Genomic DNA, 24,229 nt, shown 5'->3' with positions numbered 1-24,229 from the left:
AATCCGGGATCGCGCCCTCACTCCGCCTCCTCTCGCGGCCTCTCACCCCGCCTCCTCACCCCGCCTCCGCTCCCCGCACGATCCGCGCCGCCCACCACATGCCGGCCCCCTCCAGCACCCCGCCGACCGCGAGGCACCCGAAGCCCGCACCGGTGTGCAGCAGCACGTGCAGGGGATCCGCGCCCATGGCCGCCCCGAGCAGCAGCCCGAGCACCGGCAGCCCGGCGAGCATCACCACCGTCGATCTCGCTCCCGCCAACTGGGCCCGCAGATCGGCACGTTGATCGCGCTCCGCGCGGAGCGCCGCCTCCAGCCGGTCCAGCCCGGCCGCGAGGCCGGCGCCCTGGTCGACGGCGACCCGCCAGCACGCGGCCAGCCCCGACAGCCCTTCGGCACCGGGCTGCCGAGCCGCGGAGACGAGCGCGCCTGGCACATCGCCGCCGAACCGCGCCGCCGCCAGTACGGCGGACTGCGCCGCACCGAGCCCGCCCGAGTCATGCGCCGCCCGCAGCAACGCCTCACCGGGCTGCCGCCCCGCCCGCACCTCACCGGCCAGCGCCCCGCACAGCGCGATCACCGCGCCTCCGCGCAGCTCCCGCGCGCGCCGCTCCTCCCGGGCCAGCCGCATCCGTCTCAGCAACGGCACCCCGCCCGCCCCCGCGACGAGCGGCAGCACCGACGACCCGAGCACCGCCAGCACCAGACCGGCGACCAGAGCCCACCCCTCGGCTCGCACACGCCCCCGCACCCGCCGCAGCGTCCCGGTCACCCGCCACCAGTCGGACGGCCCGGCGTCCAGCCCCTCGCCGCCCGCGAACAGCACTCGAGCCCGCCGGACACCCTGGTCCTGCCCGCCCACCAGACAGACGGCCGCCGCTCCGAGGCACACACCGGCCGCGCCCAACCCGTCCAGCGCGCCGGAGACCACCTCACCCATGGCTCCCCCCACCTGCCCCCGCGGCACTCCTGACCTCGCCACCCCCGCGCAGAAGCGGCTGGAGCCGCTCCCAGCCCCGCTCGGCCACGAACCCCTCCGGGGCCCACCGCAGCGCCGGCACGGTCCGCACCAGCCCGGCCGGGTCCCGCTCCAGCACATGCACCTCGGCGATCCGCCGACGCCCGGTCCGGTCCCGTACGAGATGGAGGACGACCGACAGCGCTGCGGCCAACTGACTGTGCAGGGCGGCCCGGTCGAGTCCCGCCGCCGTACCGAGAGCTTCGAGACGGGCGGGCACATCGGCGGCCGCGTTGGCGTGGACAGTCCCACAGCCGCCTTCATGACCCGTGTTGAGCGCGGCGAGCAGATGTACCACCTCGGGTCCGCGCACCTCGCCGACGACGAGCCGGTCCGGCCGCATCCGCAGCGCCTGCCGCACCAGGTCCTCCAGGGTGACGAGCCCCGCCCCCTCCTGGTTGGCGGGCCGGCTCTCCAGCCGTACGACATGCGGGTGGTCCGGCTTCAGTTCCGCCGAGTCCTCGGCGAGCACGATCCGCTCACCCGGCCCGACCAGCCCCAGCAGGGCGCTCAGCAGCGTCGTCTTACCGCTGCCGGTGCCGCCGCTGATGAGGAAGGACAGCCGCGCGCCGACCAGGGCCCGCAACACCCGGTCCCCGCCCGGCGGCACCGTCCCCGCCGCGACCAGTTCGCCGAGTCTGAAGGCCCGTGGCCGCGCCACCCGGAGCGACAGACACGCACACCCCACAGCCACCGGTGGGAGCACCGCGTGCAGCCGGGTCCCGTCGGGCAGCCGGGCGTCCACCCAGGGCCGGGCGTCGTCCAGGCGCCGGCCTGCCACCGCTGCGAGGCGCTGCGCGAGACGTCGTACGGCCGCCGCGTCGGGGAAGCACACGGAGGTCAGCTCCAGGCCCCCGCCCCGGTCGACCCAGACCCGGTCCGGTGCCGACACCAGCACGTCGGTCACGGCCGGATCGGCGAGCAATGGCTCCAGCGGGCCGCTGCCGACCAGCTCGGACCGTAACTGCTCGGCCGCGCCCAGCACTTCGGCATCCCCCAGCACCCTGCCCTGCTCCCGCAGGGCCTGCGCGACCCGGGCCGGAGTCGGCTCGGACCCGCTCTCCGCCAGCCACTGCCGCACCCCGTCGAGCAGCCCCGCCGGCACATCCGCCGTCCCACCGACACCGCCCGGCGCCCACCGCCCACCGGCCGCACCACCCACGCCACCCGGCCGGGCTCCGCCTTCGCCGGCCGCCGTGCGCACAGACACCCCATGAACGCCCGACCGGACCCGCGCCCCGCCTCCACCCTCCGAACTCCGCACCGCCCAACTGGGCACCCGCGCCCGTGCAACAACACGCGCGCCCGCACCCGCACCCGCGCTCATCACCGTCTCCGAGCCCCCGCGCGCCGAACCCGAACTCACCCGGCCACCGCCGACCTCTCGCACAACTCCGCCCTCCACCTCGCCTAGACCCCTCACGCCGCCCTCCACCTCGCTCAGGCCCGTCACGCCGCCCTCGCCTCGCACAGCGCCCGCTCCCAGAACTCCCTGCAGAAGCGGGCCAGCGGGCCCCGCGCCGCCGCGCCGGGTGGTTCCCGGTGCTCGTGGGGCCGCAGCAGCCCCGGCTCCACCGGCACCTCGCCCACCAGCGGCAGATCCAGGAGCCGGGCCACTTCCCGGTCGTCGAGTCCGGGCGCGTAGGGCCCCCGTACGACCAGGCGCAGGTCTCTCAGCAGCAGTTGGATCGCCGACGCCACCTGCCGGGCGGCGGCGACGGCGCGCAGCTCGGCGGGGACGACGAGGAGGCCGACGTCGAGCTGGGCCAGGGCTTCCGCGACGCCGTCGTCGATCCGGCGGGGCAGGTCGACGACGACGGCTCCACCGCGGCGCCGGGCCGCCGCCAGTACGGCACGCATCGCCTGCGGAGGGACCGCGACGCTGTCGCCCCGGTCCCAGCTGAGGACCCGCAGGGAGTGCAGTTCGGGCAGGGACTCCTCGAGGGCGCCGCTGCCCAGCCGTCCGCGTGAGCCGGCGAAGGCGGGCCAGCGCAGGCCCTCGACGGCCTCTCCGCCGAGAACGACGTCGAGTCCGCCGCCCAGTGGGTCGCCGTCCACCAGCAGCGTGCGCAGTCCCTCGCGCGCGGCCGTCACGGCGAGGGCACACGCGAGCGTGGAGGCCCCCGATCCGCCGCGTCCTCCGATGACCCCGACGGTGAGGGCGGGCCGGCCGACGCCTTCGGCGACGTCGGCGATCCGGTCGACGAGCCACTGCTCGCCGTCGGGCAGCATCAGGACGTGGTCGGCGCCGATCTCGACGGCCCGGCGCCAGACCCCCGAGTCGTCCTGGTCGCGGCCCACGAGGACCACTCCGCCTCGGCGTCCGGCGCCGCGTACCCGGCGGGCCGCGTCGTCGCCGACGAGCACGAGCGGGGCCGCCTCCCAGCCGCTGCGGGGCTCGGGCACCCCGTGGTGGACCTCGGGTGTGGCGCCGGCCGCCGCGCACAGGCGCAGCAGATCGTCGAGCAGGTCGGCGTCCTCGGTGACGATCAACGGCTTCCCGGGCCGCCCGGAGCCGGGCCCCGGCGGATCGTGTGTGACGGCTGCGGTCACGGTGTCCATCCCCCATCGCTGCATCGTTCGCGCGGCCCTGCGGCCACGCCATTCCCAAAGGTGTGAAGAGCCGGTAAGCGGCCCCCATATGAACGGCCGATTGGAACCGGCCAATCACGCCCGACAAACCGGAACCGGCCATGAAGTCGGCCCGCCGGGACGCGTCGGAATCACGATGCAGCGATCCGGCAAATCGTGTGGATCTTGGTCAATAACTGTGGACAACTCGGTAGTTGTGAATATGACCGTCACCCAAACCGGTGAGCCTTGCACTCACCTCTGGACGATCTCCCCACAGCGGCGCCACGATTACGGAGTGTCACGGATCGGAAGCATGCCGAAAGGGCGGCAGCAGCCGCCGGGCTCCGGCCTCGCGGCCGTGGCCATAAGGGAAAAATGGCCCCGGACATGCGACGACCCCCGCCGGGGGGGAGAGCGGGGGTCGTCTCCACGGCCGACTCGGGGGGGGGGAGGAGTCGGACCGGGTTAGCACGGTCGCGAACGATCCGTGACTTCCATGGTGTACCCGAGAGCCTTCTCAAGCAAACCCACGCGCCCACCTTACGCCGAATGGGCTGCGCCTATGCTCAGGGGCGTGGAAAACCACTCCTTGCCCCGCACAGCCGCCTTCTTTGACCTGGACAAGACGGTCATTGCGAAGTCGAGCACGCTCACCTTCAGCAAGTCCTTCTACCAAGGCGGCCTGATCAACCGCCGGGCCGCCTTGCGGACCGCCTATGCGCAGTTCGTCTTCCGCGTGGGCGGTATGGACCACGACCAGATGGAGCGGACCCGCGAGTACCTCTCGGCGATGGTCCGCGGCTGGAACGTCCAGCAGGTCAAAGAGATCGTCGCGGAGACGCTGCACGACCTCATCGACCCGATCATCTACGACGAGGCAGCGTCCCTCATCGAGGAGCACCACACGGCCGGCCGCGACGTCGTGATCGTGTCGACGTCCGGCGCCGAGGTCGTCGAGCCCATCGGTGAGCTGCTCGGCGCCGACCGCGTGGTGGCCACCCGGATGGTCGTCGGCGACGACGGCTGCTTCACCGGAGAGGTGGAGTACTACGCGTACGGCCCGACCAAGGCCGAGGCGATCCGGGAGCTGGCCGCGTCCGAGGGCTACGACCTCGCCCGCTGCTACGCCTACAGCGACTCGGCCACCGACCTGCCGATGCTGCAGACCGTCGGGCATCCGCACGCCGTGAACCCGGACCGCGCGCTGCGCCGCGAAGCGCTCGCGCGCGGGTGGCCGATTCTGGACTTCCACCGGCCGGTCCGGCTCAAGCAGCGCTTCCCCGCCTTCTCGGTACCGCCGCGGCCCGCCCTCGTCGCGGCGGCCGCCATAGGCGCGGCCGCGGCCACCGCCGGCCTCGTCTGGTACGCGAGCCGGCGCCGCACGGCGCTCGCCTGAGGCGCGCTCCCGCCGCCTCTCCCGTCCCGTGCGGATATCGATGCCCGTTTGGCCCATATTTGAGAGCAAAAGTAAAGAACTGCAGCGAGGTCTTCCGCTTGGTTGCGGTCTGGAGTACAAAGGACTCAACGGCCCGCGAGACCAAGGACATCCGAGAGGATCACCTGAGCTACGCAGATTGGCCCCACGGACCGAGCATGGACATTGGGCACCCACGCGACGTCGACCCGTCGATTACGGGCCAGCCGCACCAGGTGACGGGCAAAGTTCCCGACCTGATGGGCAACATATCGAGGACGCTTGGTAACCCGATGGACATGCCAGCGGCGGTACGAATCCTCGTACCGCCGCATTTCTTTGTCCGGGTTCGCCGCGGCTCACACTGTCCGTGGAATTCGCGTCGCGCCACACGGCGGAAAGCCGCTCACGCGGCTCCGCGCTGGAGCGCCTCGCAGACCGCCGTCGACTCGCGGGCACCCAGCTCGACCGCCTTACCGCAGTGGGCGATCCAGGCCGCCATACCCTCGGGCGTGCCGGAGACATAGCCGTCGAGCGCCGCCAGATAGGCCGCACGGCCCAGCTCGGCATGCCCCACCTCGGCCGCGCACACCGACTTCGGGTCGAGCCCGCTGCCGACCAGGACGACCCGTTCGGCCGTACGCGCCACCAGGCCGTTGTGGGAGGTGAAGGGGCGCAGCGCCAGCAGCTCCCCGTGCACGACGGCCGCTGTCACCAGCGCGGGCGCCGATCCGCCCGCGATGATCAGCTCGGACAGGCCCTCCAGCCGGCCGTGCGCCTCCGCGGCGCTCGGCAGCGGCAGCTCGATCAGCGGTTCGTCGACCGCCTCGCCCTCCTGCCGCGGCCGTCCGACCCGCTGGTCGCCCTCCGCCGCGGCCACCAGGTGCAGCCGGGCCAGCACCCGCAGCGGCGACTGACGCCAGATGGACAGCAGTTGACCGGCCTCGGCGGTGAGCCGCAGGGCCGCGCCCATCACGCGCGCCTCGTCGTCACCGCTGAAGTCGGTCCGCCGGCGCACCTCCTCGAGCGCCCAGTCCGCCCCGGACAACGCCGCGGAGCCTCGGGCGCCGCGCAGGGCCGCCTCGGACGTGATCTCGTTGCTGCGGCGCCGCATGATCCGGTGCCCGTACACCCGGTCGACTGCCTTGCGCACCGATTCCACGGCCTCGGGCACACCGGGGAGCGACCCGAGGGCCGCGAGCGGATCGGCGGACGCGCCTGTCGTACTCATGAGTACGACATTACGCGCCGCCCCCGCTCCGGCCGCCACCCCGTCCGGACTCCCGCGCGCGAGACGACGGCCTCCACCCCTCGATCGGGTGGCCTTTCCGCCCCACATGCCACGTACAGCTACCGTCCCACTACTCTTGGTGAACATGAAAATTGCTTTCGTCGGGAAGGGCGGCAGCGGAAAGACGACGCTGTCCTCCCTGTTCATCCGCCATCTGGCGGCGGCCGGAGCGCCGGTCGTCGCCATCGACGCCGACATCAACCAGCACCTCGGAGCCGCGCTCGGTCTCGACGAGAGGGAAGCCGCGGCGGTCCCCGCCATGGGCGAGCGGCTGCCGCTGATCAAGGACTACCTGCGCGGCCACAACCCGCGCATCGCGTCCGCCGCGACGATGATCAAGACGACGCCACCGGGCGAGGGGTCGCGGCTGCTGCGGGTACGCGAGCCGAACCCGGTGTACGACGCCTGCGCCCGGCCGGTGGAACTCGACGGCGGCGCCGTCCGTTTGATGGTCACCGGCCCCTTCACCGACTCCGACCTCGGAGTCGCCTGCTACCACTCCAAGACCGGAGCGGTGGAGCTGTTCCTGAACCACCTCGTGGACGGCCAGGACGAGTACGTCGTGGTCGACATGACGGCGGGCTCCGACTCCTTCGCCTCCGGGATGTTCACCCGCTTCGACATCACGTTCCTCGTCGCCGAGCCGACCCGGAAGGGGGTCTCCGTCTACCGCCAGTACCGGGACTACGCGCGCGACTACGGAGTCGCCCTCAAGGTCGTCGGGAACAAGGTCCAGGGGCAGGACGACCTGGACTTCCTGCGCGCCGAGGTCGGGGACGACCTGCTGGTGACCGTCGGGCACTCGGACTGGGTCCGGGCCATGGAGAAGGGCCGTCCGCCGCGGTTCGAGCTCCTGGAGGACGCCAACCACACGGCGCTGCGCCGTCTGCGGACGGCCGCCGACGCGACGTACGAGCTGCGGGACTGGGAGCGCTACACCCGTCAGATGGTGCACTTCCATCTGAAGAACGCCCAGTCCTGGGGGAACGAGCGCACCGGGGCCGATCTGGCCGCGCAGATCGACCCCGGGTTCGTCCTCGGCGAGCACCTCGGCGCGCTCTCCGAGGCGGACTCCTCGCTGTCCCCCACCGTCTGACCACGGCCCGCCCCACCGGCCTGACGCACCGGCCCGCCCGTCCGGTCCCGCCCCGCCGCCGGGGTGGGCGGCCGGAGTCCTACCGTCCGGCCGGCGGCGCTCCCGGCACTCCCTTCGGGGCCGGGGCCCCGCTGCCCGACAGGAAGGACGCCCAGCCCTGCTTCGGAGCCTCGCCGACGGTCAGCGTGCGCAGTTTGCGCAGGGTCGCGGGGTCCTGGGCGTCGAGCCAGTCGGCGAGCTGGCGGAAGGACACGCAGCGCACATCGGGCTTGTTGCAGACGGCTTCGACGACCTCCTCGACGGCACGCATGTAGGTGCCGCCGTTCCAGGACTCGAAGTGGTTGCCGATGATCAGGGGGGCGCGGTTGCCGTGGTACGCCCGCTGGAAGCCCATGAGCAGCCCGTCCCGCATCTGGTCGCCCCAGAACTCGTGCTTGGCGGGGTCACCCTGGGTCTTGGTCCCGGACTGGTTGACCATGAAGTTGTAGTCCATGGTGAGCTGTTCGTAGGAGTGCCCCGGGAACGGCACCAGCTGCATCGACAGGTCCCACATACCGTCCTTCTTCGTGGGCCAGAGCTGGTTGTTGACGCCGCTGGAGTCGTAGCGGAAGCCCATCTCCCGGGCGGCCTTCACGAAGTTGGAGCGGCCTTCCAGGCAGGGCGTGCGGGCGCCGATGAGTTCCTTGTCGTAGTCGAAGGGCAGAGGGTCCGCCTGTGCCATCCCGGTGTTGGTCTTCCAGGACTTCACGAACCTCTTGGCCTGGCTGATCTCCTCCTTCCACTCCTTCACGGACCACTCGCCGACGCCGCCGCCCTTGCCGCAGAAGTGCCCGTTGAAGTGGGTGCCGATCTCGTTGCCCTCCAGCCAGGCGAGGCGCAGCTGCCGCACGGTGTCGGTGATCCCCGCCTGGTCGTTGAAGCCGATGTCCGAGCGGCCCGGTGAGTGCTGCGGCGGCCGGTAGAGGTCGCGCTTGTCCTCCGGCAGCATGTACACACCGCTGAGGAAGTACGTCATGGTCGCGTTGTTGGCCTTGGCGACCTTGCGGAAGTGGGAGAACAGCTTCTGGCTGTCCTCACCGGCACCGTCCCAGGAGAACACCACGAACTGGGGCGGCTTCTGGCCCGGCTTCAGGCGTTCCGGCCGCGGCAGATGAGGCTGGGCGCCGGTGTACGCCGTGGAGCCGTCGCCGATCAGGCGGATCGCGCTCTTCGGCGCGGGGGCCACCGGCTTCTGCTTCTGCGGCCCGGGCGCGGCCTGCCCGTCCGGGTCGGAGCCGATCGCGCATCCCGCGAGCGACGCCGCGCAGACGGCGGCGATCGCGGTGCCCGCGGCGATCCTGCGATGTCCGGCGGAGCGGTGCGGTGGGGTGCGTCTGCGGGGTGTGGCCGACCTGGCGGATACGGCGGTAGCGCGGTGAGGAGCGGTCCTGCGGGTGGCGGCCATGTCCGTCCACCTTCTTCCTTCTCTCGGGTCCGGCGGCGCCGCCAAGATCGCACGGGTCGAAGGTGGAATTAATACGACAAGCCGACTAATCCGCCACTTCACCCTCCAGAGGGATTTATTAGTCCATTTGCTCGGACACTCTATTCCCGGTCTTTACTCTCCATTACGATCCGTTTACCGACTGTCACCACCCGCCGCTGTACGCCGTGACCACACGGCCGCGACAGACCCCTGGCGCACCGCCAGGAGCCCCGACGATCCGCGACCGCGCTGCCCCGGAGGAGACGGGAACATGTCAGCCTGCACCCCCACACGCCACGACGACGCCAACCCCAAGGAGCACAGCCACGAGCCCCACAGCCCGCCGGCCCGGCCCCGCGGCCCCCGCCTCGCCGGCGCCGACGTATCGGCGTCCATCGCGGTCTTCCTGATCGCCCTCCCCCTCTCCCTGGGCATCGCCCTCGCCACCGGCGCCCCCCTGCAGGCCGGCCTCGTGGCCGCCGCCGTCGGCGGAGTCGTCGTCGGACGGCTCGGCGGCGCCCCCCTCCAGGTCAGCGGCCCCGCCGCCGGACTCACCGTCGTGACCGCCGAGCTGATCCAGCGCTACGGATGGCGTACGACCTGCGCCATCACCGTCCTCGCCGGACTCGCCCAGCTCGGCCTCGGCCTCCTGCGCGTGGCGCGCACCGCCCTCGCCGTCAGCCCGGCCATCGTGCACGGCATGCTCGCCGGCATCGGCGTCACCATCGCCGTGGCCCAGCTGCACATCGTCCTCGGCGGCACCCCGCACAGCTCGGTCCTGCTCAACCTGCGGGACCTGCCGGCCCAACTCGCCCAGGTACAGACCGCCGCCCTCGCGGTGAGCGCCCTGACCCTCACGCTGCTCCTGGCCTGGCCCCGCCTCCCCGGCCGGGCCGGACACCTCCTGCGGACCGTACCCGCGCCCCTGGTCGCCGTCACCGGGGCCACCGGCTGCGCGGCACTCCTCGGGTTCAGCCTGCCCAAGGTGGACCTGCCGTCCTGGAGCAGCCACGCCCTGGCCGGCCTCCCCGAAGGCCCCGTGCTCGGCCTGATCGCCGCCGTGCTCACGATCACGCTGGTGTGCAGCGTGCAGTCGCTGCTCGGCGCGGTCGCCGTGGACAAGCTGGTCGCCGCCCGGCCCGAGTTGTCCGCCCGCGTCGGCCGCGCCGACCTCGACCGCGAACTGCTCGGCCAGGGCGCCGCCAACGTCGTCTCCGGTGCCCTCGGCGGCCTCCCCATCGCCGGAGTGGCGGTCCGCAGCACGGCGAATGTGAACGCGGGTGCCGTCAGCCGGAACTCCACGATGCTGCACGGCGTTCTCGTAGTGATCGCCGCGCTGCTGATGGTCCCGGTGCTCGAGCTCATCCCGCTCGCCTCGCTCGCCGCCCTGGTGATGGCCGTCGGCATCCAGATGGTGTCCCTGCACCACATCCGCACGGTGACCCGCCACCGCGAAGTGCTCGTCTACGCCGTCACCACCCTCGGCGTGGTCTTCCTCGGCGTCCTCCAGGGCGTGACGCTGGGGATCGCCATGGCGGTCGGCGTCGCCCTGCACCGCCTCACCCGCACCCGGATCACCCACCACGCGCAGGAAGGAGTCCATCGCGTCCGTGTCCGAGGTCAGTTGACGTTCCTCGCGGTGCCCCGGCTCAGCCGCACCCTGCACCAGGTCCCGCAAGGCGCCCACGCCGTCGTGGAGTTGGACGGCTCCTTCATGGACCACGCGGCGTACGAGTCCCTCCAGGACTGGCAGAGCACCCAGGCGGCACACGGAGGCACCGTCGAACTGGTCGGCCGCCGCACCGGCGTCCGGATCGGCGAACCGACGGGAGCGGCCGGCCTCCACCTGGACGGCGGTCCGGGCACCTCCGACACGTCCGGCTGCCGCTGCCACCCGTGGACGCCGTGGCGCAACCACCAGTGCGCCATCCCGGAGACGGGCACCTCCGACGGCCCGACCGGCCCCGGCACCACGGGCGACGGACCCGCACCCGAGGACACCGAGCCCTCCACCCAGTCCCCCACCCAGCCCTCCACCCTGACCGACGGACTCACCGCACTCGCCACCGCAGCGGGGACGCTCACGGGCCCGACGACTCCGGTCGCCTCCGGCAGCCCAGCCGCCGAAGGGCCCGCGACGACCGGCACCACCAGCACACCCACAGCCACCCGCACCGCCGCGCCCGCCGGCACCGGCACCGTCACCGCCCACCAACTGGCCCGAGGCATCAGCGCGTTCCAGCGCAACACCGCGCCGCTCGTGCGGGGCGAGCTGGCGCGGCTGGCACGGGAGGGGCAGCAGCCCTCGCAGCTGTTCCTCACCTGCGCGGACTCCCGGCTGGTCACCTCGATGATCACCAGCAGCGGCCCCGGGGACCTTTTCGTCGTCCGCAACGTCGGCAATCTCGTCCCGCCGCCCGGCGAGGAGAGCGGGGACGACTCGGTGGCCGCCGCGATCGAGTACGCGGTGGACGTGCTGCGGGTGCGGTCCATCACGGTGTGCGGACACTCCGGGTGCGGGGCCATGCAGGCCCTGCTCGCCTCCGACGAGGACACCGCCCGGAACACCGCCCAGGCCACCGGCCAAGACGGCGTGGAGACCCCGCTCCGCAGATGGCTGCGGCACGGCGGACCGAGCGTCGCCCGGATGGCCGACGGCAGCCGGCCCACGGCCAGACTCGCCGGGCGAGCGGCGGCCGACGCGGTCGAGCAGCTCTGCCTGACCAATGTGATCCAGCAGCTGGAGCATCTGCGCGCCCATGACTCGGTGAGCCGGGCCCTGCGGGCCGGAGAGCTGGAGCTGCACGGGATGTACTTCCACGTCGGCGAGGCCCAGGCGTACCTGCTGGCCGAGGGCGGGGAGGACGAGGTGTTCGACCACGTCGGGGTCGCCGACCTGTCGGCCTGACCCGGCCGAAGCCGCGCGGCCCCGCCCCGAGCACGGGGCCGCGCGACACCCAGGGGGCCCGCGCATCGCAGGACGGGCGGCATCCCGCTCCCACCGGTCGCCGCAACGCACCGCGGCCCCCGGCCGGGGCCATCCGGGCGACTCGTACGGGAGTCCCCGCAGGCCCCGGCGTCGGAGTGTGAAAGGGATTACATGCCTGAACCGCGTGCGTACGGCGTCCGTGGGAACGGATGACCGGCGCCGACAGCAGGTGTGCACCCGGCCGCAGACAGGTCTAAACCAATTATCCGTCGACCCTTGTCAGCGGGCCCTCGGGTCTGATGAGCTGTGGCCTGGGACACAACGGACACCCTGGGAAAGGGAGATGTCGTGAGCAACGAAAGCCTGGCCAACCTGCTCAAGGAAGAGCGCAGGTTCGCACCCCCCGCCGACCTGGCTGCCAACGCCAACGTCACGGCGGAGGCGTATGAACAGGCCAAGGCTGACAGGCTCGGCTTCTGGGCCGAGCAGGCCCGCCGCCTGACCTGGGCCAAGGAGCCGACCGAGACGCTGGACTGGTCGAACCCGCCGTTCGCCAAGTGGTTCCAGGACGGCGAGCTCAACGTCGCCTACAACTGCGTGGACCGGCATGTCGAGGCCGGCCACGGCGACCGGGTGGCCATCCACTTCGAGGGCGAGCCCGGCGACAGCCGCGCCATCACCTACGCCGAGCTCAAGGACGAGGTCTCCAAGGCGGCCAACGCGCTGCTGGAGCTGGGCGTGCGCAAGGGCGACCGGGTCGCCGTCTACATGCCGATGATCCCCGAGACGGCCGTCGCGATGCTGGCGTGCGCGCGCATCGGCGCCGCCCACTCGGTCGTGTTCGGCGGCTTCTCCGCCGACGCGCTCGCCACCCGCATCCAGGACGCCGACGCCAAGGTCGTCATCACCTCCGACGGTGGCTACCGGCGCGGCAAGCCGTCCGCGCTCAAGCCCGCCGTGGACGAGGCGGTCTCCAAGGTGGACAACGTCGAGCACGTGCTCGTGGTCCGCCGTACCGGCCAGGACGTGGCCTGGGACGACAGCCGTGACGTGTGGTGGCACGAGGTCGTCGACCGGCAGTCCGCCGAGCACACCCCGGAGGCGTTCGGCGCCGAGCAGCCGCTCTTCATCCTCTACACGTCCGGCACGACCGGTAAGCCCAAGGGCATCCTGCACACCTCCGGCGGCTACCTCACCCAGACCGCCTACACCCACCACGCCGTCTTCGACCTCAAGCCGGAGACCGACGTCTATTGGTGCACCGCGGACGTCGGCTGGGTCACCGGTCACTCGTACATCGTGTACGGGCCGCTGGCGAACGGCGCGACGCAGGTCATGTACGAGGGCACGCCCGACACCCCGCACCAGGGGCGTTTCTGGGAGATCGTGCAGAAGTACGGGGTGACGATCCTCTACACGGCGCCGACGGCGATCCGGACGTTCATGAAGTGGGGCGACGACATCCCCGCGAAGTTCGACCTGTCCTCGCTGCGCGTCCTGGGCTCGGTGGGCGAGCCCATCAACCCCGAGGCGTGGATCTGGTACCGCAAGAACATCGGCGCCGACACCACCCCGGTCGTCGACACCTGGTGGCAGACCGAGACCGGCGCCATGATGATCTCGCCGCTGCCCGGTGTGACCGAGGCCAAGCCCGGCTCGGCCCAGCGCCCGCTGCCCGGCATCTCCGCGACCGTCGTGGACGACGAGGCGAACGAGGTGCCCAACGGCGGAGGCGGCTACCTGGTCCTCACCGAGCCGTGGCCGTCGATGCTGCGCACCATCTGGGGCGACGACCAGCGGTTCATCGACACGTACTGGTCCCGGTTCGAGGGCAAGTACTTCGCCGGTGACGGGGCGAAGAAGGACGACGACGGCGACATCTGGCTCCTCGGCCGGGTCGACGACGTGATGCTGGTGTCCGGCCACAACATCTCCACCACGGAGGTGGAGTCGGCGCTGGTGTCCCACCCGTCGGTCGCCGAGGCGGCCGTCGTCGGCGCCGCCGACGAGACCACCGGCCAGGCCATCGTGGCCTTCGTCATCCTGCGCGGCACGGCCGCCGAGACCGAGGACCTGGTCGCCGACCTGCGCAACCACGTCGGCGCCACCCTCGGCCCGATCGCCAAGCCCAAGCGGATCCTGCCGGTGGCCGAGCTGCCGAAGACCCGCTCCGGCAAGATCATGCGCCGTCTCCTGCGGGACGTCGCCGAGAACCGCCAGCTCGGTGATGTGACCACGCTGACCGACTCGACCGTCATGGACCTCATCCAGGCGAAGCTGCCGACGTCGGCCGGCGAGGACTGAGCCGTCCCACCACGTCCCGAGGGCACCCGGCGCCCAGCGCGCGCCGGGTGCCCTTCACGTTCGTACGCTGAGACCCGGATGCACCCCCGTGCACCCGTGAGTAGGCTGAACGCAGCGAAATCGTTCATAGGTGCGCCGGGAAGTCTGGTCGGCATGTGCTCCGCCATGCCCATCGACCGGAGGTAATTCCCCGTGGCCGCGTCCCCTCCCCCCGCTCCCACCCGCAAGGCCTTCGGACGGCTGTCGCTGCCCGAGCGGAACTTCGTGGCGGACGCGCTGCGCACCGAGACCGTCGGCGGTGTCCTGCTCCTCGTCGCCGCGATCGCCGCGCTGCTGTGGGCGAACATTCCGGCCCTGCAGCACAGTTACGAGACGGTCGGGCACTACCACTTCGGCCCCGAGTCGCTGGGCCTGAACCTGTCCGTCGAGCACTGGGCGGCCGACGGGCTCCTCGCGATCTTCTTCTTCGTCGCCGGGATCGAGCTCAAGCGCGAGCTGGTCGCCGGTGATCTGAAGGACCCGAGCAAGGCCGTCCTGCCGGTCGTCGCGGCCCTGTGCGGCATGGCGGCACCGGCCCTCGTGTACACGGTGACCGTGCTGACGGGCGGCGGTTCGACGGCGGGCTGGGCCGTGCCGACGGCGACCGACATCGCGTTCGCGCTGGCCGTCCTCGCCGTCATCGGCACCTCGCTGCCGAGCGCGCTGCGCGCCTTCCTGCTGACCCTCGCCGTCGTCGACGACCTCTTCGCCATCCTGATCATCGCGCTGTTCTTCACCGAGCAGCTGAACTTCGCCGCGCTCGGCGGAGCCGTCGCGGGCCTGGTCGTCTTCTGGCTGCTGCTGCGCAAGGGCGTGCGCGGCTGGTACGTGTACGTGCCGCTCGCCGTCGTCATCTGGGGGCTGATGTACAACAGCGGCATCCACGCCACCATCGCCGGTGTCGCGATGGGCCTGATGCTGCGCTGCAGCACGCGCGAGGGCGAGAAGGAGTCCCCGGGCGAGCACATCGAGCACCTCGTACGGCCGCTCTCGGCGGGGCTGGCCGTGCCGCTGTTCGCGCTGTTCAGCGCCGGGGTCGTGGTCTCGGGGGGCGCGCTGCGGGACGTGTTCACCCAGCCGGAGACGCTCGGAGTGCTGCTCGGGCTCGTCGTCGGCAAGACCGTGGGCATCTTCGGCGGCACCTGGCTGACGGCCCGCTTCACCCGGGCCTCCCTCAGCGACGACCTGGCGTGGGCGGACCTGTTCGCCGTGGCGACCCTCGCCGGGATCGGCTTCACCGTGTCCCTGCTGATCGACGAACTCGCCTTCACGGACGACCCCACGCTCACCGACGAGGTCAAGGCGTCCGTCCTCCTCGGCTCCCTCATCGCGGCGGCGCTGGCGACCGTGCTGCTGAAGATACGGAACGCCAAGTACCGCCGGATGTGCGAGGAGGAGGAGCGCGACGAGGACGCCTCCGGGGTGCCGGACATCTACGAGCAGGACGACCCCGAGTACCACCTGCGCATGGCCGCCCTGCTCGAACGCAAGGCCGCCGAGCACCGCCGGCTCGCCGAGGAGAAGGCCGCCGCGCGCGACGCGGTTGCCGAAGGGGTGGGCAGGGCAGGCGATGAGGGGCACCGTCGGGCATGATCTGACGGGACGGTACAAAAGACGGAACCGTACTCGGTCAGGCGGAAGACGGAACCGTGACTACGAGGGAGACCGCGATGAGCGCACCCGACGGCAGCCCGGTCGGCGCCGAACGCAGCATCGGCCAGCTGTTCGCCTCGGCGACGACCGAATTGTCGGCGCTGGTGCATGACGAGATCGCGCTGGCCAAGGCGCAGCTCAAGCAGGACGTCAAGCGCGGTGCGACGAGCGGCGGGGCGTTCTCGCTGGCGGGCGCGGTGCTGGTGTTCTCGCTGCCGATGCTGAACTTCGCCCTGGCGTACGGCATCAGGACCTGGAGCGACTGGAACCTCGCGCTCTGCTTCCTGCTGTCCTTCGCCGCCAACGTCCTCGTCGCGGTGGTGCTCGCGCTGATCGGCGTCGTCTTCGCGAAGAAGGCCAAGAAGAGCAAGAGCCCGCAGAAGGTCGCGTCGTCGATGAAGGAGACGGCGGGCGTCCTGCAGAACGCCAAGCCGCACCCGCGGCCGGTTCCCGCGGCCGAGCTGGAGGACCGGGCACCCGCCGCCATCGAGGCTGTGGCACGCTCGTCGTCATGACGGATCCCGCCCCTTCGGCACAACCCGGCTCGGTCGTACGACTCGACGGCCCCTGGACGCACCGGGACGTCGCGGCGAACGGCGCGCGCTTCCACATCGCCGAGATGGGCGACGGCCCCCTGGTCATGCTGCTGCACGGCTTCCCGCAGTTCTGGTGGGCGTGGCGGCACCAGCTCGTCGCACTCGCCGACGCGGGGTTCCGTGCCGTGGCGATGGACCTGCGGGGCGTGGGCGGCAGCGACCGTACGCCGCGCGGTTACGACCCGGCCAACCTCGCCCTCGACATCACCGGCGTGGTCCGCTCGCTCGGCGAGCCCGACGCCGCGCTGGTCGGACACGACCTGGGCGGCTATCTGGCGTGGACGGCGGCCGTGATGCGCCCCAAGCTGGTGCGCCGGCTCGCGGTCGCGTCCATGCCGCACCCCCGGCGCTGGCGGTCGGCGATGCTCTCGGACGTGAAGCAGACGAGTGCGGGCTCGTACATCTGGGGCTTCCAGCGGCCCTGGATCCCCGAGCGGCAGCTGACCGCCGACGACGGGGCGCTGGTCGGCCGGCTGATCCGGGACTGGTCGGGCCCGCGCCTGCCGGACGACGACGCGGTGGAGACGTACCGGAAGGCGATCTGCATCCCGTCCACGGCGCACTGCTCGATCGAGCCGTACCGCTGGATGGTGCGTTCGCTGGCCCGCCCGGACGGCATCCAGTTCAACCGCCGGATGAAGCGCCCGGTCCGCGTCCCGACGCTGCATCTGCACGGCTCCCTCGACCCGGTGATGCGGACGCGCAGCGCGGCCGGTTCGGGTGAGTACGTCGAAGCGCCGTACCGCTGGCGGCTGTTCGACGGTCTCGGGCACTTCCCGCACGAGGAGGACCCGGTCGCCTTCTCCACCGAACTCATCAACTGGCTGAAGGACCCCGAGCCCGACCGGTGACCGGGCCGGCCCGCCCGCTATCCGGAACTGAACACCTGTTCTTCGAACAGCCAATTGCCTCGCGCATAGGCCAATTGGGGTCTCCCGGCGCGGTTATCGACCTTGGGGCGGGGGCAGACGTCGGGGTATGGGCTGGACGCACGACTACAGTGACGCGGCACGCAATCGGCGCTCGGCCGGCGGGCTGAGCTCCCACCAGCGAGGCAGCGCCCCGCAGATGCCGGTCGCGGACCCCCGGGTGGGGATTCCGCGCATCCTTCGCCGCCGGGCCCGCTGGGTCTCGGTACGCCTGCGCCACCCACGCGGCTGACAGGCGCCACGCTCTCCTGTACCACCGGACTCACAGCGCGCAGCTGTCGCTGTCCACCTGCTGCTTGGCGGTACGCCCCTTGACGATGTCCTGCCGGATCTCGTCCGCGGTCAGCGCGTAGCCGGTGTCGGCGTCGTCGAGGGACTTGGCGAACACCACGCCGTACACCTTGCCCTGGGGGGTGAGGAGCGGGCCGCCGGAGTTGCCCTGGCGGACGGTCGTGTACAGCGAGTAGACGTCCCGGCTGACGGTGCCGCGGTGGTAGATGTCCGGGCCGTTCGCCGGCAGACGCCCGCGCACCCGCGCGGCCCGCACGTCGTACGCGCCGTTCTCCGGGAAGCCCGCGATGATCGCGCCGTCGCCGCTCTCGGCGTCGTCGGCCGTGAACCGCAGGGCGGGCGCCTCGAGATCGGGCACGTCCAGGACGGCGATGTCGCGCTTCCAGTCGTACAGGACGACCGTCGCGTCGTACCGCCGGCCCTCTCCGCCTATCTGGACGGTGGGTTCGTCGACGCCGCCGACGACGTGCGCGTTGGTCATGACGCGGCGCTCGGAGAACACGAAGCCGGTGCCCTCCAGGACCTTGCCGCAACTCGTCGCCGTCCCCACGACCTTGACGATGGAGCGCTGCGCGCGGGTGGCCACCGGGCTCTTCGCGAGCGCCGGGTCGGGCGGCTGGACCTCGGTGATGGGCTCGTTCGAGAACGGGCTGAAGACCTGCGGGAAGCCGTTCTGCGCGAGGACGGAGGAGAAGTCCGCGAACCAGGTGTCGGCCTGGTCGGGCAGCGCCCGCGACACACCCAGCAGCACCTTGGAGCCGCGGACCTCCTTGCCGAGCGTCGGCAGTGTCGTCCCGGCGAGGGCCGAGCCGATCAGCCAGGCCACGAGGAGCATCGCCACGACGTTGACGAGGGCGCCGCCGGTCGCGTCCAGCGCGCGGGCCGGGGACCAGGTGATGTACCGGCGCAGCTTGTTGCCGAGATGGGTGGTCAGCGCCTGCCCGATGGAGGCGCAGACGATCACGACGATGACGGCGACGACGGCCGCGGTGGTGCTCACCTCGGCGTTGTCGGTGAGGGCGTCCCAGATGACCGGAAGGAGGTACACGGCCACGAGACCGCCCCCGAGGAAGCCGATCACCGACAGGATGCCGACGACGAAGCCCTGGCGGTAGCCGATGATCGCGAACCAGACGGCGGCGACCAGCAACAGGATGTCCAGCACGTTCACCGGTTCTAGCCTCGCCTCATCATTCTTCGCTCATCAGGTCGGCCGTGGACCCGGCGGCATTTCGGACAAGACGGCCCCCGGGACGGCACAGCACCGCAGACACCCTGTCATGACCGCCAGTCGAGCGGGACCTGCTTCCCCCGGTCCCAGGGCCGCTCCCAGCCGGAGAAATGGAGCAACCGGTCGATGACACCGGCCGTGAACCCCCACACCAGGGCCGATTCGACCAGAAATGCCGGACCTCGATGGCCGCTGGGGTGGACCGTGGTGGCACGGTTGTCCGGATTCGTGAGATCCGCCACGGGGACGGTGAAGACGCGGGCGGTCTCGTTCGGATCGACGACGCCGACCGGACTCGGCTCGCGCCACCAGCCCAGCACCGGCGTGACGACGAACCCGCTGACCGGGATGTACAGCCGTGGCAGCACCCCGAAGAGCTGCACCCCGCTCGGATCGAGACCGGTCTCCTCCTCGGCCTCCCGCAGCGCGGCCCGCAGCGGCCCATCAGCCCCCGGATCACCGTCCTCGGGATCGAGCGCACCCCCCGGGAACGACGGCTGCCCGGCATGCGACCGCAGGGAACTGGCCCGCTCCATCAGCAGCAGCTCGGGCCCCCGCTCGCCCTCCCCGAACAGGATCAGCACGGCCGACTGGCGCCCGGCCCCGTCCTTCGGCGGCAGGAAGCGGCTCAGCTGCAACGGCTCGACGGTGTCCACGACCCGCGCCACCGGCTCCAGCCAGCCCGGCAGCCCGTCCTTGCTGAGCACCACCGGGCCGCCCTGCGTACCGCTCACCCGCGCCATCGCCACCCCCGTCGTCCTGCCAGCTTCAACGCGGGACGCCCCCCGGATCGTTCCGCACACCCGCACCACGTCACGCGGCCCCCAGCGGCGGAGCCGGCTTGCCACCCGCGTCCAGATAGGCCTGCGGCGGCTTCAGCCGCTGCCCGGGGAAGCCGCCCTTCTCGTACTTCAGCAGCTTCCGCGCCTTCTCCGGATCGGTCTCGCCCTCCCCGTACGCCGGGCACAGCGGGGCGATGGGGCAGGCGCCACACGCGGGCTTGCGCGCATGGCAGATGCGGCGGCCGTGCCAGATCACGTGGTGCGACAGATCCGTCCAGTCGCTCTTGGGAAACAGCGCCCCGACCTCGGCCTCGATCTTGTCGGGGTCGGTCTGCTCGGTCCACTGCCAGCGCCGCACCAGCCGCTGGAAGTGCGTGTCCACGGTGATCCCGGGTCGCCCGAACGCGTTCCCCAGCACCACGAAAGCGGTCTTCCGCCCGACTCCGGGCAGCTTGACCAGCTCTTCCAGCCGCCCCGGGACCTCCCCGCCGTAGTCCTCCACGAGCGCCTTGGACAGCCCCATCACCGACCGGGTCTTGGCCCGGAAGAACCCGCACGGACGCAGGATCTCCTCGACCTCCTCCGGATTGGCGGTGGCCAGGTCCTCGGGCCCGGGGTACTTGGCGAAAAGCGCCGGCGTCGTCTGGTTGACGCGCAGATCGGTGGTCTGGGCGGACAGAACGGTCGCGACGAGAAGCTGGAACGGATTCTCGAAGTCCAGCTCGGGATGGGCGTACGGATAGACCTCGGCGAGCTCCCGGTTGATCCGCCGGGCCCTGCGCACCAGAGCCGTGCGCGACGCACCCTTCACCGCCGCTTTCTCGCCACGCACGGCGGCTCCACCCGGCGCCTTTTTGGCCGTTTGCGCCGTTCTCTTCCCTCCACCAGGGCTCTGTTCGCCCACAGCGGAATCACGACGATCAACCACCCGCGCAGCCCCCTTGGCCTGTGCTCTCACCGGCGTTTTGGACACTCGGCCAGCCTAAAGCCCGGCACCGACATCCGCCCTGGACCGCGAAGATCGGCGCCCAATTGGACCCCTGCCGCTTACCCCAGGACATGTGTGCGGCATCCTTGTGACAGATCACACTGTTTGGACCGTCCGGCAAAATGGGGAACACGGTCCCCTGGCACGCGGGGGAATCGACCCCCTGAGCAGGTCGACAAGGAGAGAACTCGTGGACGACGTTCTGCGGCGCAATCCGCTCTTCGCGGCTCTCGACGACGAGCAGTCCGCGGAACTGCGCGCCTCCATGAGTGAGGTGACGCTCGCACGGGGCGACTCCCTCTTCCACGAGGGCGACCCCGGCGACCGGCTCTATGTCGTCACCGAGGGCAAGGTCAAACTTCACCGCACGTCCCCCGACGGCCGCGAGAACATGCTCGCCGTCGTCGGCCCCGGAGAGCTCATCGGCGAGCTCTCCCTGTTCGACCCGGGCCCGCGCACGGCGACCGCCACCGCGCTGACCGAGGTCAAGCTGCTCGGCCTCGGCCACGGCGACCTCCAGCCCTGGCTGAACGCCCGCCCCGAGGTGGCCACCGCGCTCCTGCGTGCCGTCGCCCGCCGCCTCCGGCGTACCAACGACGCGATGTCCGACCTCGTCTTCTCGGACGTCCCCGGCCGCGTGGCCCGCGCCCTGCTCGACCTCTCCCGCCGCTTCGGCGTGCAGTCCGAGGAGGGCATTCACGTCGTCCACGACCTGACGCAGGAGGAGCTGGCCCAGCTGGTCGGCGCCTCGCGCGAGACGGTCAACAAGGCACTGGCCGACTTCGCGGGCCGCGGCTGGCTCCGCCTGGAGGCCCGCGCGGTGATCCTCCTCGACGTGGAACGCCTGGCCAAGCGCTCCCGCTGACATAGAGCCGCACCGCCGGGGTCCCGCCTCCCACCCGAGGCGGGACCCCGCTGCGTTCGCCCCGGGGGCCGCGTACGGCGGTGAGGGGCCGTGCCGGGGTGTCCCGGGCGCCAGACGCACCCCCGCCCGCCCGCAGGGGCCCACCGCAGGCACAAACCCGCACCTCACCGCACTCCCGCCCCCACTCCCCTCTCGAACATCCGCGCGTCAAGAGATAGCCTCGCGCCCATGGCAAACGGGCAGTGGTACCCACCGGAGTGGCCGGACCGCATCCGCGCGCTCGCGGACGGAAGCCTGACCCCGGTCGCCCCCAGGCGCGCCGCCACGGTGATGCTGCTCAAGGACCCTGCCACGGCCCAGCAGCCGTCACCCGGCCCGCTCGTCCACATGCTCCGCCGCCGCACCTCCATGGCCTTCGCCGCCGGCGCCTACGCCTACCCCGGCGGCGGCGTCGACCCCCGCGACGAGCAGGAGATCCGCTGGGCGGGCCCCACGCGCGCGTGGTGGTCGTCCCGACTGGGCGTCGAGGAGGCCACGGCCCAGGCGATCGTCTGCGCGGCGGTCCGCGAGACCTACGAGGAAGCGGGCGTCCTGCTCGCCGGCCCCACCGAGGACACCGTCGTCGGCGACACCACCGGCGACGACTGGGAGGCGGACCGCGCCGCCCTGGTCGCCCGCGACCTGTCGTTCGCCGAGTTCCTGGACCGCCGCGGCCTGGTCCTGCGCTCCGACCTCCTCGGCGCCTGGACCCGCTGGATCACCCCGGAGTTCGAGCCCCGCCGCTACGACACCTGGTTCTTCGTCGCCGCCCTCCCGGAAGGCCAGCGCACGCGCAACGCCTCCACCGAGGCCGACCGCACCGTCTGGATCCGCCCCGCCGAGGCCGCCGCCGGCTACGACAAGGGCGAGCTGCTGATGATGCCGCCCACCATCGCGACCCTGCGCCAGCTCATCCCGTACGGGACCGCCGCCGAGGCCCTGGCCGCCGCCCCCGACCGCGACCTCACGGCCGTCCTCGCGCGGGCCAGCCTCGTGAACGGCGAGATCGTGCTCGCCTGGCCCGGCCACGACGAGTTCACCAAGCACATCCCGACCGGCGGGACCCCCGCATGACCGCAACCGCCCCGGAAGGCCCCCTCGCATGACGGACGCCGCCACCCTCCCCGGCCAGCCACGAGACGCGGTCGTCTCCGGCCCGGCCACCGCCCGCGCCGTCAACGTCCTGGCCCCCAACGCGTCGCCGATGACCCTGGACGGCACCAACACCTGGATCGTGTCGGAGCCGGACTCCGACCTCGCCGTCGTCATCGACCCGGGCCCGCAGGACGAGGCGCACCTGCGCAACGTCGTCGCCACGGCCGAGCGGTCCGGCAAGCGCGTCGCCCTGACGCTGCTCACGCACGGGCACCCGGACCACGCCGAGGGCGCCATGCGGTTCGCCGAACTGACCGGCACACGCGTGCGTGCGCTCGACCCGGCGCTGCGGCTCGGGGACGAGGGGCTCGGCGCCGGGGACGTCGTCACCGTCGGCGGCCTGGAGCTGCGGGTGGTGCCGACGCCGGGCCACACCGCCGACTCGCTGTGCTTCCATCTGCCGGCCGACCAGGCCGTCCTGACGGGCGACACGATCCTGGGCCGGGGCACGACCGTCGTGGCACACCCCGACGGCCGCCTCGGCGACTACCTGGACAGCCTGCGCCGCCTGCGCTCCCTCACGGTCGACGACGGCGTGCACACCGTGCTGCCGGGCCACGGCCCGGTCCTGGAGGACGCGCAGGGCGCGGTCGAGTTCTACCTGGCCCACCGCGCCCACCGCCTCGCCCAGGTCGAGACGGCGGTGGAGGACGGCCACCGCTCGCCGGCCGAGGTGGTGGCCCATGTGTACGCGGACGTGGACCGCTCACTGTGGCCGGCGGCGGAGCTCTCGGTCCGGGCGCAGCTGGACTACCTGGAAGAACACGGCATCATCGACCCGCGCACCACGCTCTGAACCCGCCGGCCGGCCCACGGACCCGAGCCCGGACACGCACCCGAGCCCGACGAGACCGCCCTCCGCCCGGACCGCCGGAGACCTACGCCCCGGTCAGCTCCACCTGCACCTCGACCTCCACGGGCGCGTCCAGCGGCAGCACCGCCACACCCACCGCGCTGCGCGCGTGGACGCCCTTGTCGCCCAGGACCTCGGCGAACAGCTCGCTGGCGCCGTTGATGACACCCGGCTGCCCGGTGAAGTCCGAGGCGGAGGCCACGAAGCCCACGACCTTCACGATCCGCGCGACACGGTCCAGGTCGCCCGCGACCGACTTCACGGCGGCCAGGGCGTTCAGGGCGCAGACGCGCGCGAGGTCCTTGGCCTCCTCGGCGGTGACCTCGGCGCCCACCTTGCCGGTCACCGGAAGCTTGCCGTCCACCATCGGCAGCTGGCCGGCGGTGTAGACGTACACGCCCGACTGCACGGCGGGCTGGTACGCGGCCAGCGGAGGCACGACCTCCGGCAGCGTCAGCCCCAGCTCGGCCAGCTTCTCCTCGACGGCGCTCATGCCTGCTTCTCCCGCTTCAGGTAGGCGACGAGCTGCTCGGGGTTGTTCGGCCCGGGCACGACCTGGACGAGCTCCCAGCCGTCCTCGCCCCAGGTGTCCAGAATCTGCTTCGTGGCGTGGACGAGCAGCGGCACGGTTGCGTATTCCCACTTGGTCATGCGGCCGACTTTATCCGCTGCCCCGGGCGACCCCGACGGCCGACCGCGGCACGTTGTCCACAGGCTGTC

Annotated in this window: 21 protein-coding genes; 11 read left to right on the top strand and 10 right to left on the bottom strand. The window is 72.0% G+C overall.

Features of this window, described 5'->3' with window-relative positions; genetic code table 11:
• Positions 1-55: 55 nt before the first annotated feature.
• The 3 genes from F8R89_RS19515 to ssd all read right to left on the bottom strand — a co-directional run bounded on the left by F8R89_RS19515 (position 56) and on the right by ssd (position 3,577).
• The gene (locus tag F8R89_RS19515; protein ID WP_151785168.1) at positions 56-937 is read right to left on the bottom strand and encodes a type II secretion system F family protein; all 882 of its coding nucleotides are present in this window, start codon (positions 935-937) and stop codon (positions 56-58) included.
• On the bottom strand, positions 930-2,120 hold the full coding sequence (locus F8R89_RS19510) for a TadA family conjugal transfer-associated ATPase (protein WP_264158889.1): 1,191 nt from the start codon (positions 2,118-2,120) through the stop codon (positions 930-932). Before F8R89_RS19510 ends, F8R89_RS19515 begins: the two co-directional genes overlap by 8 nt.
• Positions 2,121-2,464: 344 nt before the next feature.
• Complete coding sequence (ssd, locus tag F8R89_RS19505) at positions 2,465-3,577, bottom strand: septum site-determining protein Ssd (RefSeq protein WP_151785167.1); 1,113 nt, start codon at positions 3,575-3,577, stop codon at positions 2,465-2,467.
• Positions 3,578-4,151: 574 nt separating this feature from the next.
• Here ssd and F8R89_RS19500 point away from each other — a divergent pair.
• Positions 4,152-4,985 carry an HAD family hydrolase gene (locus F8R89_RS19500; RefSeq protein ID WP_151785166.1) on the top strand — a complete coding sequence of 278 codons (834 nt, stop codon included), beginning with the start codon at positions 4,152-4,154 and terminating at the stop codon, positions 4,983-4,985.
• Between the two features lie 424 nt (positions 4,986-5,409).
• Here the strand turns inward: F8R89_RS19500 and F8R89_RS19495 are convergent, their stop codons facing one another.
• Positions 5,410-6,234, bottom strand: a complete 825-nt coding sequence (locus F8R89_RS19495; RefSeq protein ID WP_151785165.1) for an oxidoreductase — start codon at positions 6,232-6,234, stop codon at positions 5,410-5,412.
• Between the two features lie 145 nt (positions 6,235-6,379).
• On the opposite strand from F8R89_RS19495, the gene F8R89_RS19490 reads away from it, so the two are divergent.
• A complete protein-coding gene (locus tag F8R89_RS19490) occupies positions 6,380-7,390 on the top strand; it encodes an ATP-binding protein (protein ID WP_151785164.1) in 1,011 nt (336 codons plus the stop codon).
• Between the two features lie 79 nt (positions 7,391-7,469).
• Here the strand turns inward: F8R89_RS19490 and F8R89_RS19485 are convergent, their stop codons facing one another.
• Positions 7,470-8,834 (bottom strand): hypothetical protein, encoded by a 1,365-nt coding sequence (locus F8R89_RS19485; protein ID WP_225994440.1) that lies wholly within the window; start codon positions 8,832-8,834, stop codon positions 7,470-7,472.
• Positions 8,835-9,126: 292 nt separating this feature from the next.
• Between F8R89_RS19485 and F8R89_RS19480 the strand changes: the two genes are divergently transcribed.
• From F8R89_RS19480 to F8R89_RS36810, 6 genes are all read left to right on the top strand, one after another.
• Complete coding sequence (locus F8R89_RS19480; RefSeq protein ID WP_151785163.1) at positions 9,127-11,763, top strand: bifunctional SulP family inorganic anion transporter/carbonic anhydrase; 2,637 nt, start codon at positions 9,127-9,129, stop codon at positions 11,761-11,763.
• Positions 11,764-12,132: 369 nt separating this feature from the next.
• Positions 12,133-14,088: an acetate--CoA ligase gene (acs, locus tag F8R89_RS19475; RefSeq protein ID WP_151785162.1), complete on the top strand. Its 1,956-nt coding sequence runs from the start codon at positions 12,133-12,135 to the stop codon at positions 14,086-14,088.
• A 192-nt stretch (positions 14,089-14,280) separates the two neighbouring features.
• Entirely contained in the window at positions 14,281-15,720 is a 1,440-nt protein-coding gene (nhaA, locus tag F8R89_RS19470; protein ID WP_151785161.1) for a Na+/H+ antiporter NhaA, read from the top strand.
• A 77-nt stretch (positions 15,721-15,797) separates the two neighbouring features.
• Complete coding sequence (locus F8R89_RS19465; protein WP_151785160.1) at positions 15,798-16,295, top strand: phage holin family protein; 498 nt, start codon at positions 15,798-15,800, stop codon at positions 16,293-16,295.
• Positions 16,292-17,227 carry an alpha/beta fold hydrolase gene (locus F8R89_RS19460; protein WP_151785159.1) on the top strand — a complete coding sequence of 312 codons (936 nt, stop codon included), beginning with the start codon at positions 16,292-16,294 and terminating at the stop codon, positions 17,225-17,227. Before F8R89_RS19465 ends, F8R89_RS19460 begins: the two co-directional genes overlap by 4 nt.
• A gap of 127 nt (positions 17,228-17,354) precedes the next feature.
• Complete coding sequence (locus tag F8R89_RS36810) at positions 17,355-17,537, top strand: hypothetical protein (RefSeq protein WP_079033903.1); 183 nt, start codon at positions 17,355-17,357, stop codon at positions 17,535-17,537.
• A 30-nt stretch (positions 17,538-17,567) separates the two neighbouring features.
• Here the strand turns inward: F8R89_RS36810 and F8R89_RS19450 are convergent, their stop codons facing one another.
• The 3 genes from F8R89_RS19450 to nth all read right to left on the bottom strand — a co-directional run bounded on the left by F8R89_RS19450 (position 17,568) and on the right by nth (position 20,513).
• Positions 17,568-18,767: a MarP family serine protease gene (locus F8R89_RS19450; protein WP_151785158.1), complete on the bottom strand. Its 1,200-nt coding sequence runs from the start codon at positions 18,765-18,767 to the stop codon at positions 17,568-17,570.
• Between the two features lie 107 nt (positions 18,768-18,874).
• Positions 18,875-19,570: an NUDIX hydrolase gene (locus F8R89_RS19445; protein ID WP_151785157.1), complete on the bottom strand. Its 696-nt coding sequence runs from the start codon at positions 19,568-19,570 to the stop codon at positions 18,875-18,877.
• 70 nt (positions 19,571-19,640) lie between these two features.
• Complete coding sequence (gene nth / locus F8R89_RS19440) at positions 19,641-20,513, bottom strand: endonuclease III (protein WP_413251294.1); 873 nt, start codon at positions 20,511-20,513, stop codon at positions 19,641-19,643.
• Between the two features lie 274 nt (positions 20,514-20,787).
• Between nth and F8R89_RS19435 the strand changes: the two genes are divergently transcribed.
• The 3 genes from F8R89_RS19435 to F8R89_RS19425 all read left to right on the top strand — a co-directional run bounded on the left by F8R89_RS19435 (position 20,788) and on the right by F8R89_RS19425 (position 23,452).
• The gene (locus F8R89_RS19435) at positions 20,788-21,462 is read left to right on the top strand and encodes a Crp/Fnr family transcriptional regulator (protein WP_053750087.1); all 675 of its coding nucleotides are present in this window, start codon (positions 20,788-20,790) and stop codon (positions 21,460-21,462) included.
• A gap of 228 nt (positions 21,463-21,690) precedes the next feature.
• Complete coding sequence (locus F8R89_RS19430; protein WP_151785156.1) at positions 21,691-22,575, top strand: NUDIX hydrolase; 885 nt, start codon at positions 21,691-21,693, stop codon at positions 22,573-22,575.
• A gap of 28 nt (positions 22,576-22,603) precedes the next feature.
• Positions 22,604-23,452, top strand: coding sequence for an MBL fold metallo-hydrolase (locus F8R89_RS19425; RefSeq protein WP_151785155.1), 849 nt, complete (start codon positions 22,604-22,606; stop codon positions 23,450-23,452).
• A gap of 82 nt (positions 23,453-23,534) precedes the next feature.
• Here the strand turns inward: F8R89_RS19425 and F8R89_RS19420 are convergent, their stop codons facing one another.
• Both F8R89_RS19420 and F8R89_RS19415 read right to left on the bottom strand, forming a co-directional pair.
• On the bottom strand, positions 23,535-24,002 hold the full coding sequence (locus F8R89_RS19420) for a RidA family protein (protein WP_151785154.1): 468 nt from the start codon (positions 24,000-24,002) through the stop codon (positions 23,535-23,537).
• Positions 23,999-24,160, bottom strand: coding sequence for a DUF4177 domain-containing protein (locus F8R89_RS19415; RefSeq protein ID WP_003975360.1), 162 nt, complete (start codon positions 24,158-24,160; stop codon positions 23,999-24,001). Before F8R89_RS19415 ends, F8R89_RS19420 begins: the two co-directional genes overlap by 4 nt.
• Between the last annotated feature and the right edge of the window lie 69 nt (positions 24,161-24,229).

Origin of the sequence: Streptomyces sp. SS1-1, from assembly GCF_008973465.1 — a bacterium.
In the GTDB taxonomy this organism is placed as follows: Bacteria; Actinomycetota; Actinomycetes; order Streptomycetales; family Streptomycetaceae; genus Streptomyces.
This window is presented reverse-complemented; position numbering and strand designations above follow the sequence as displayed.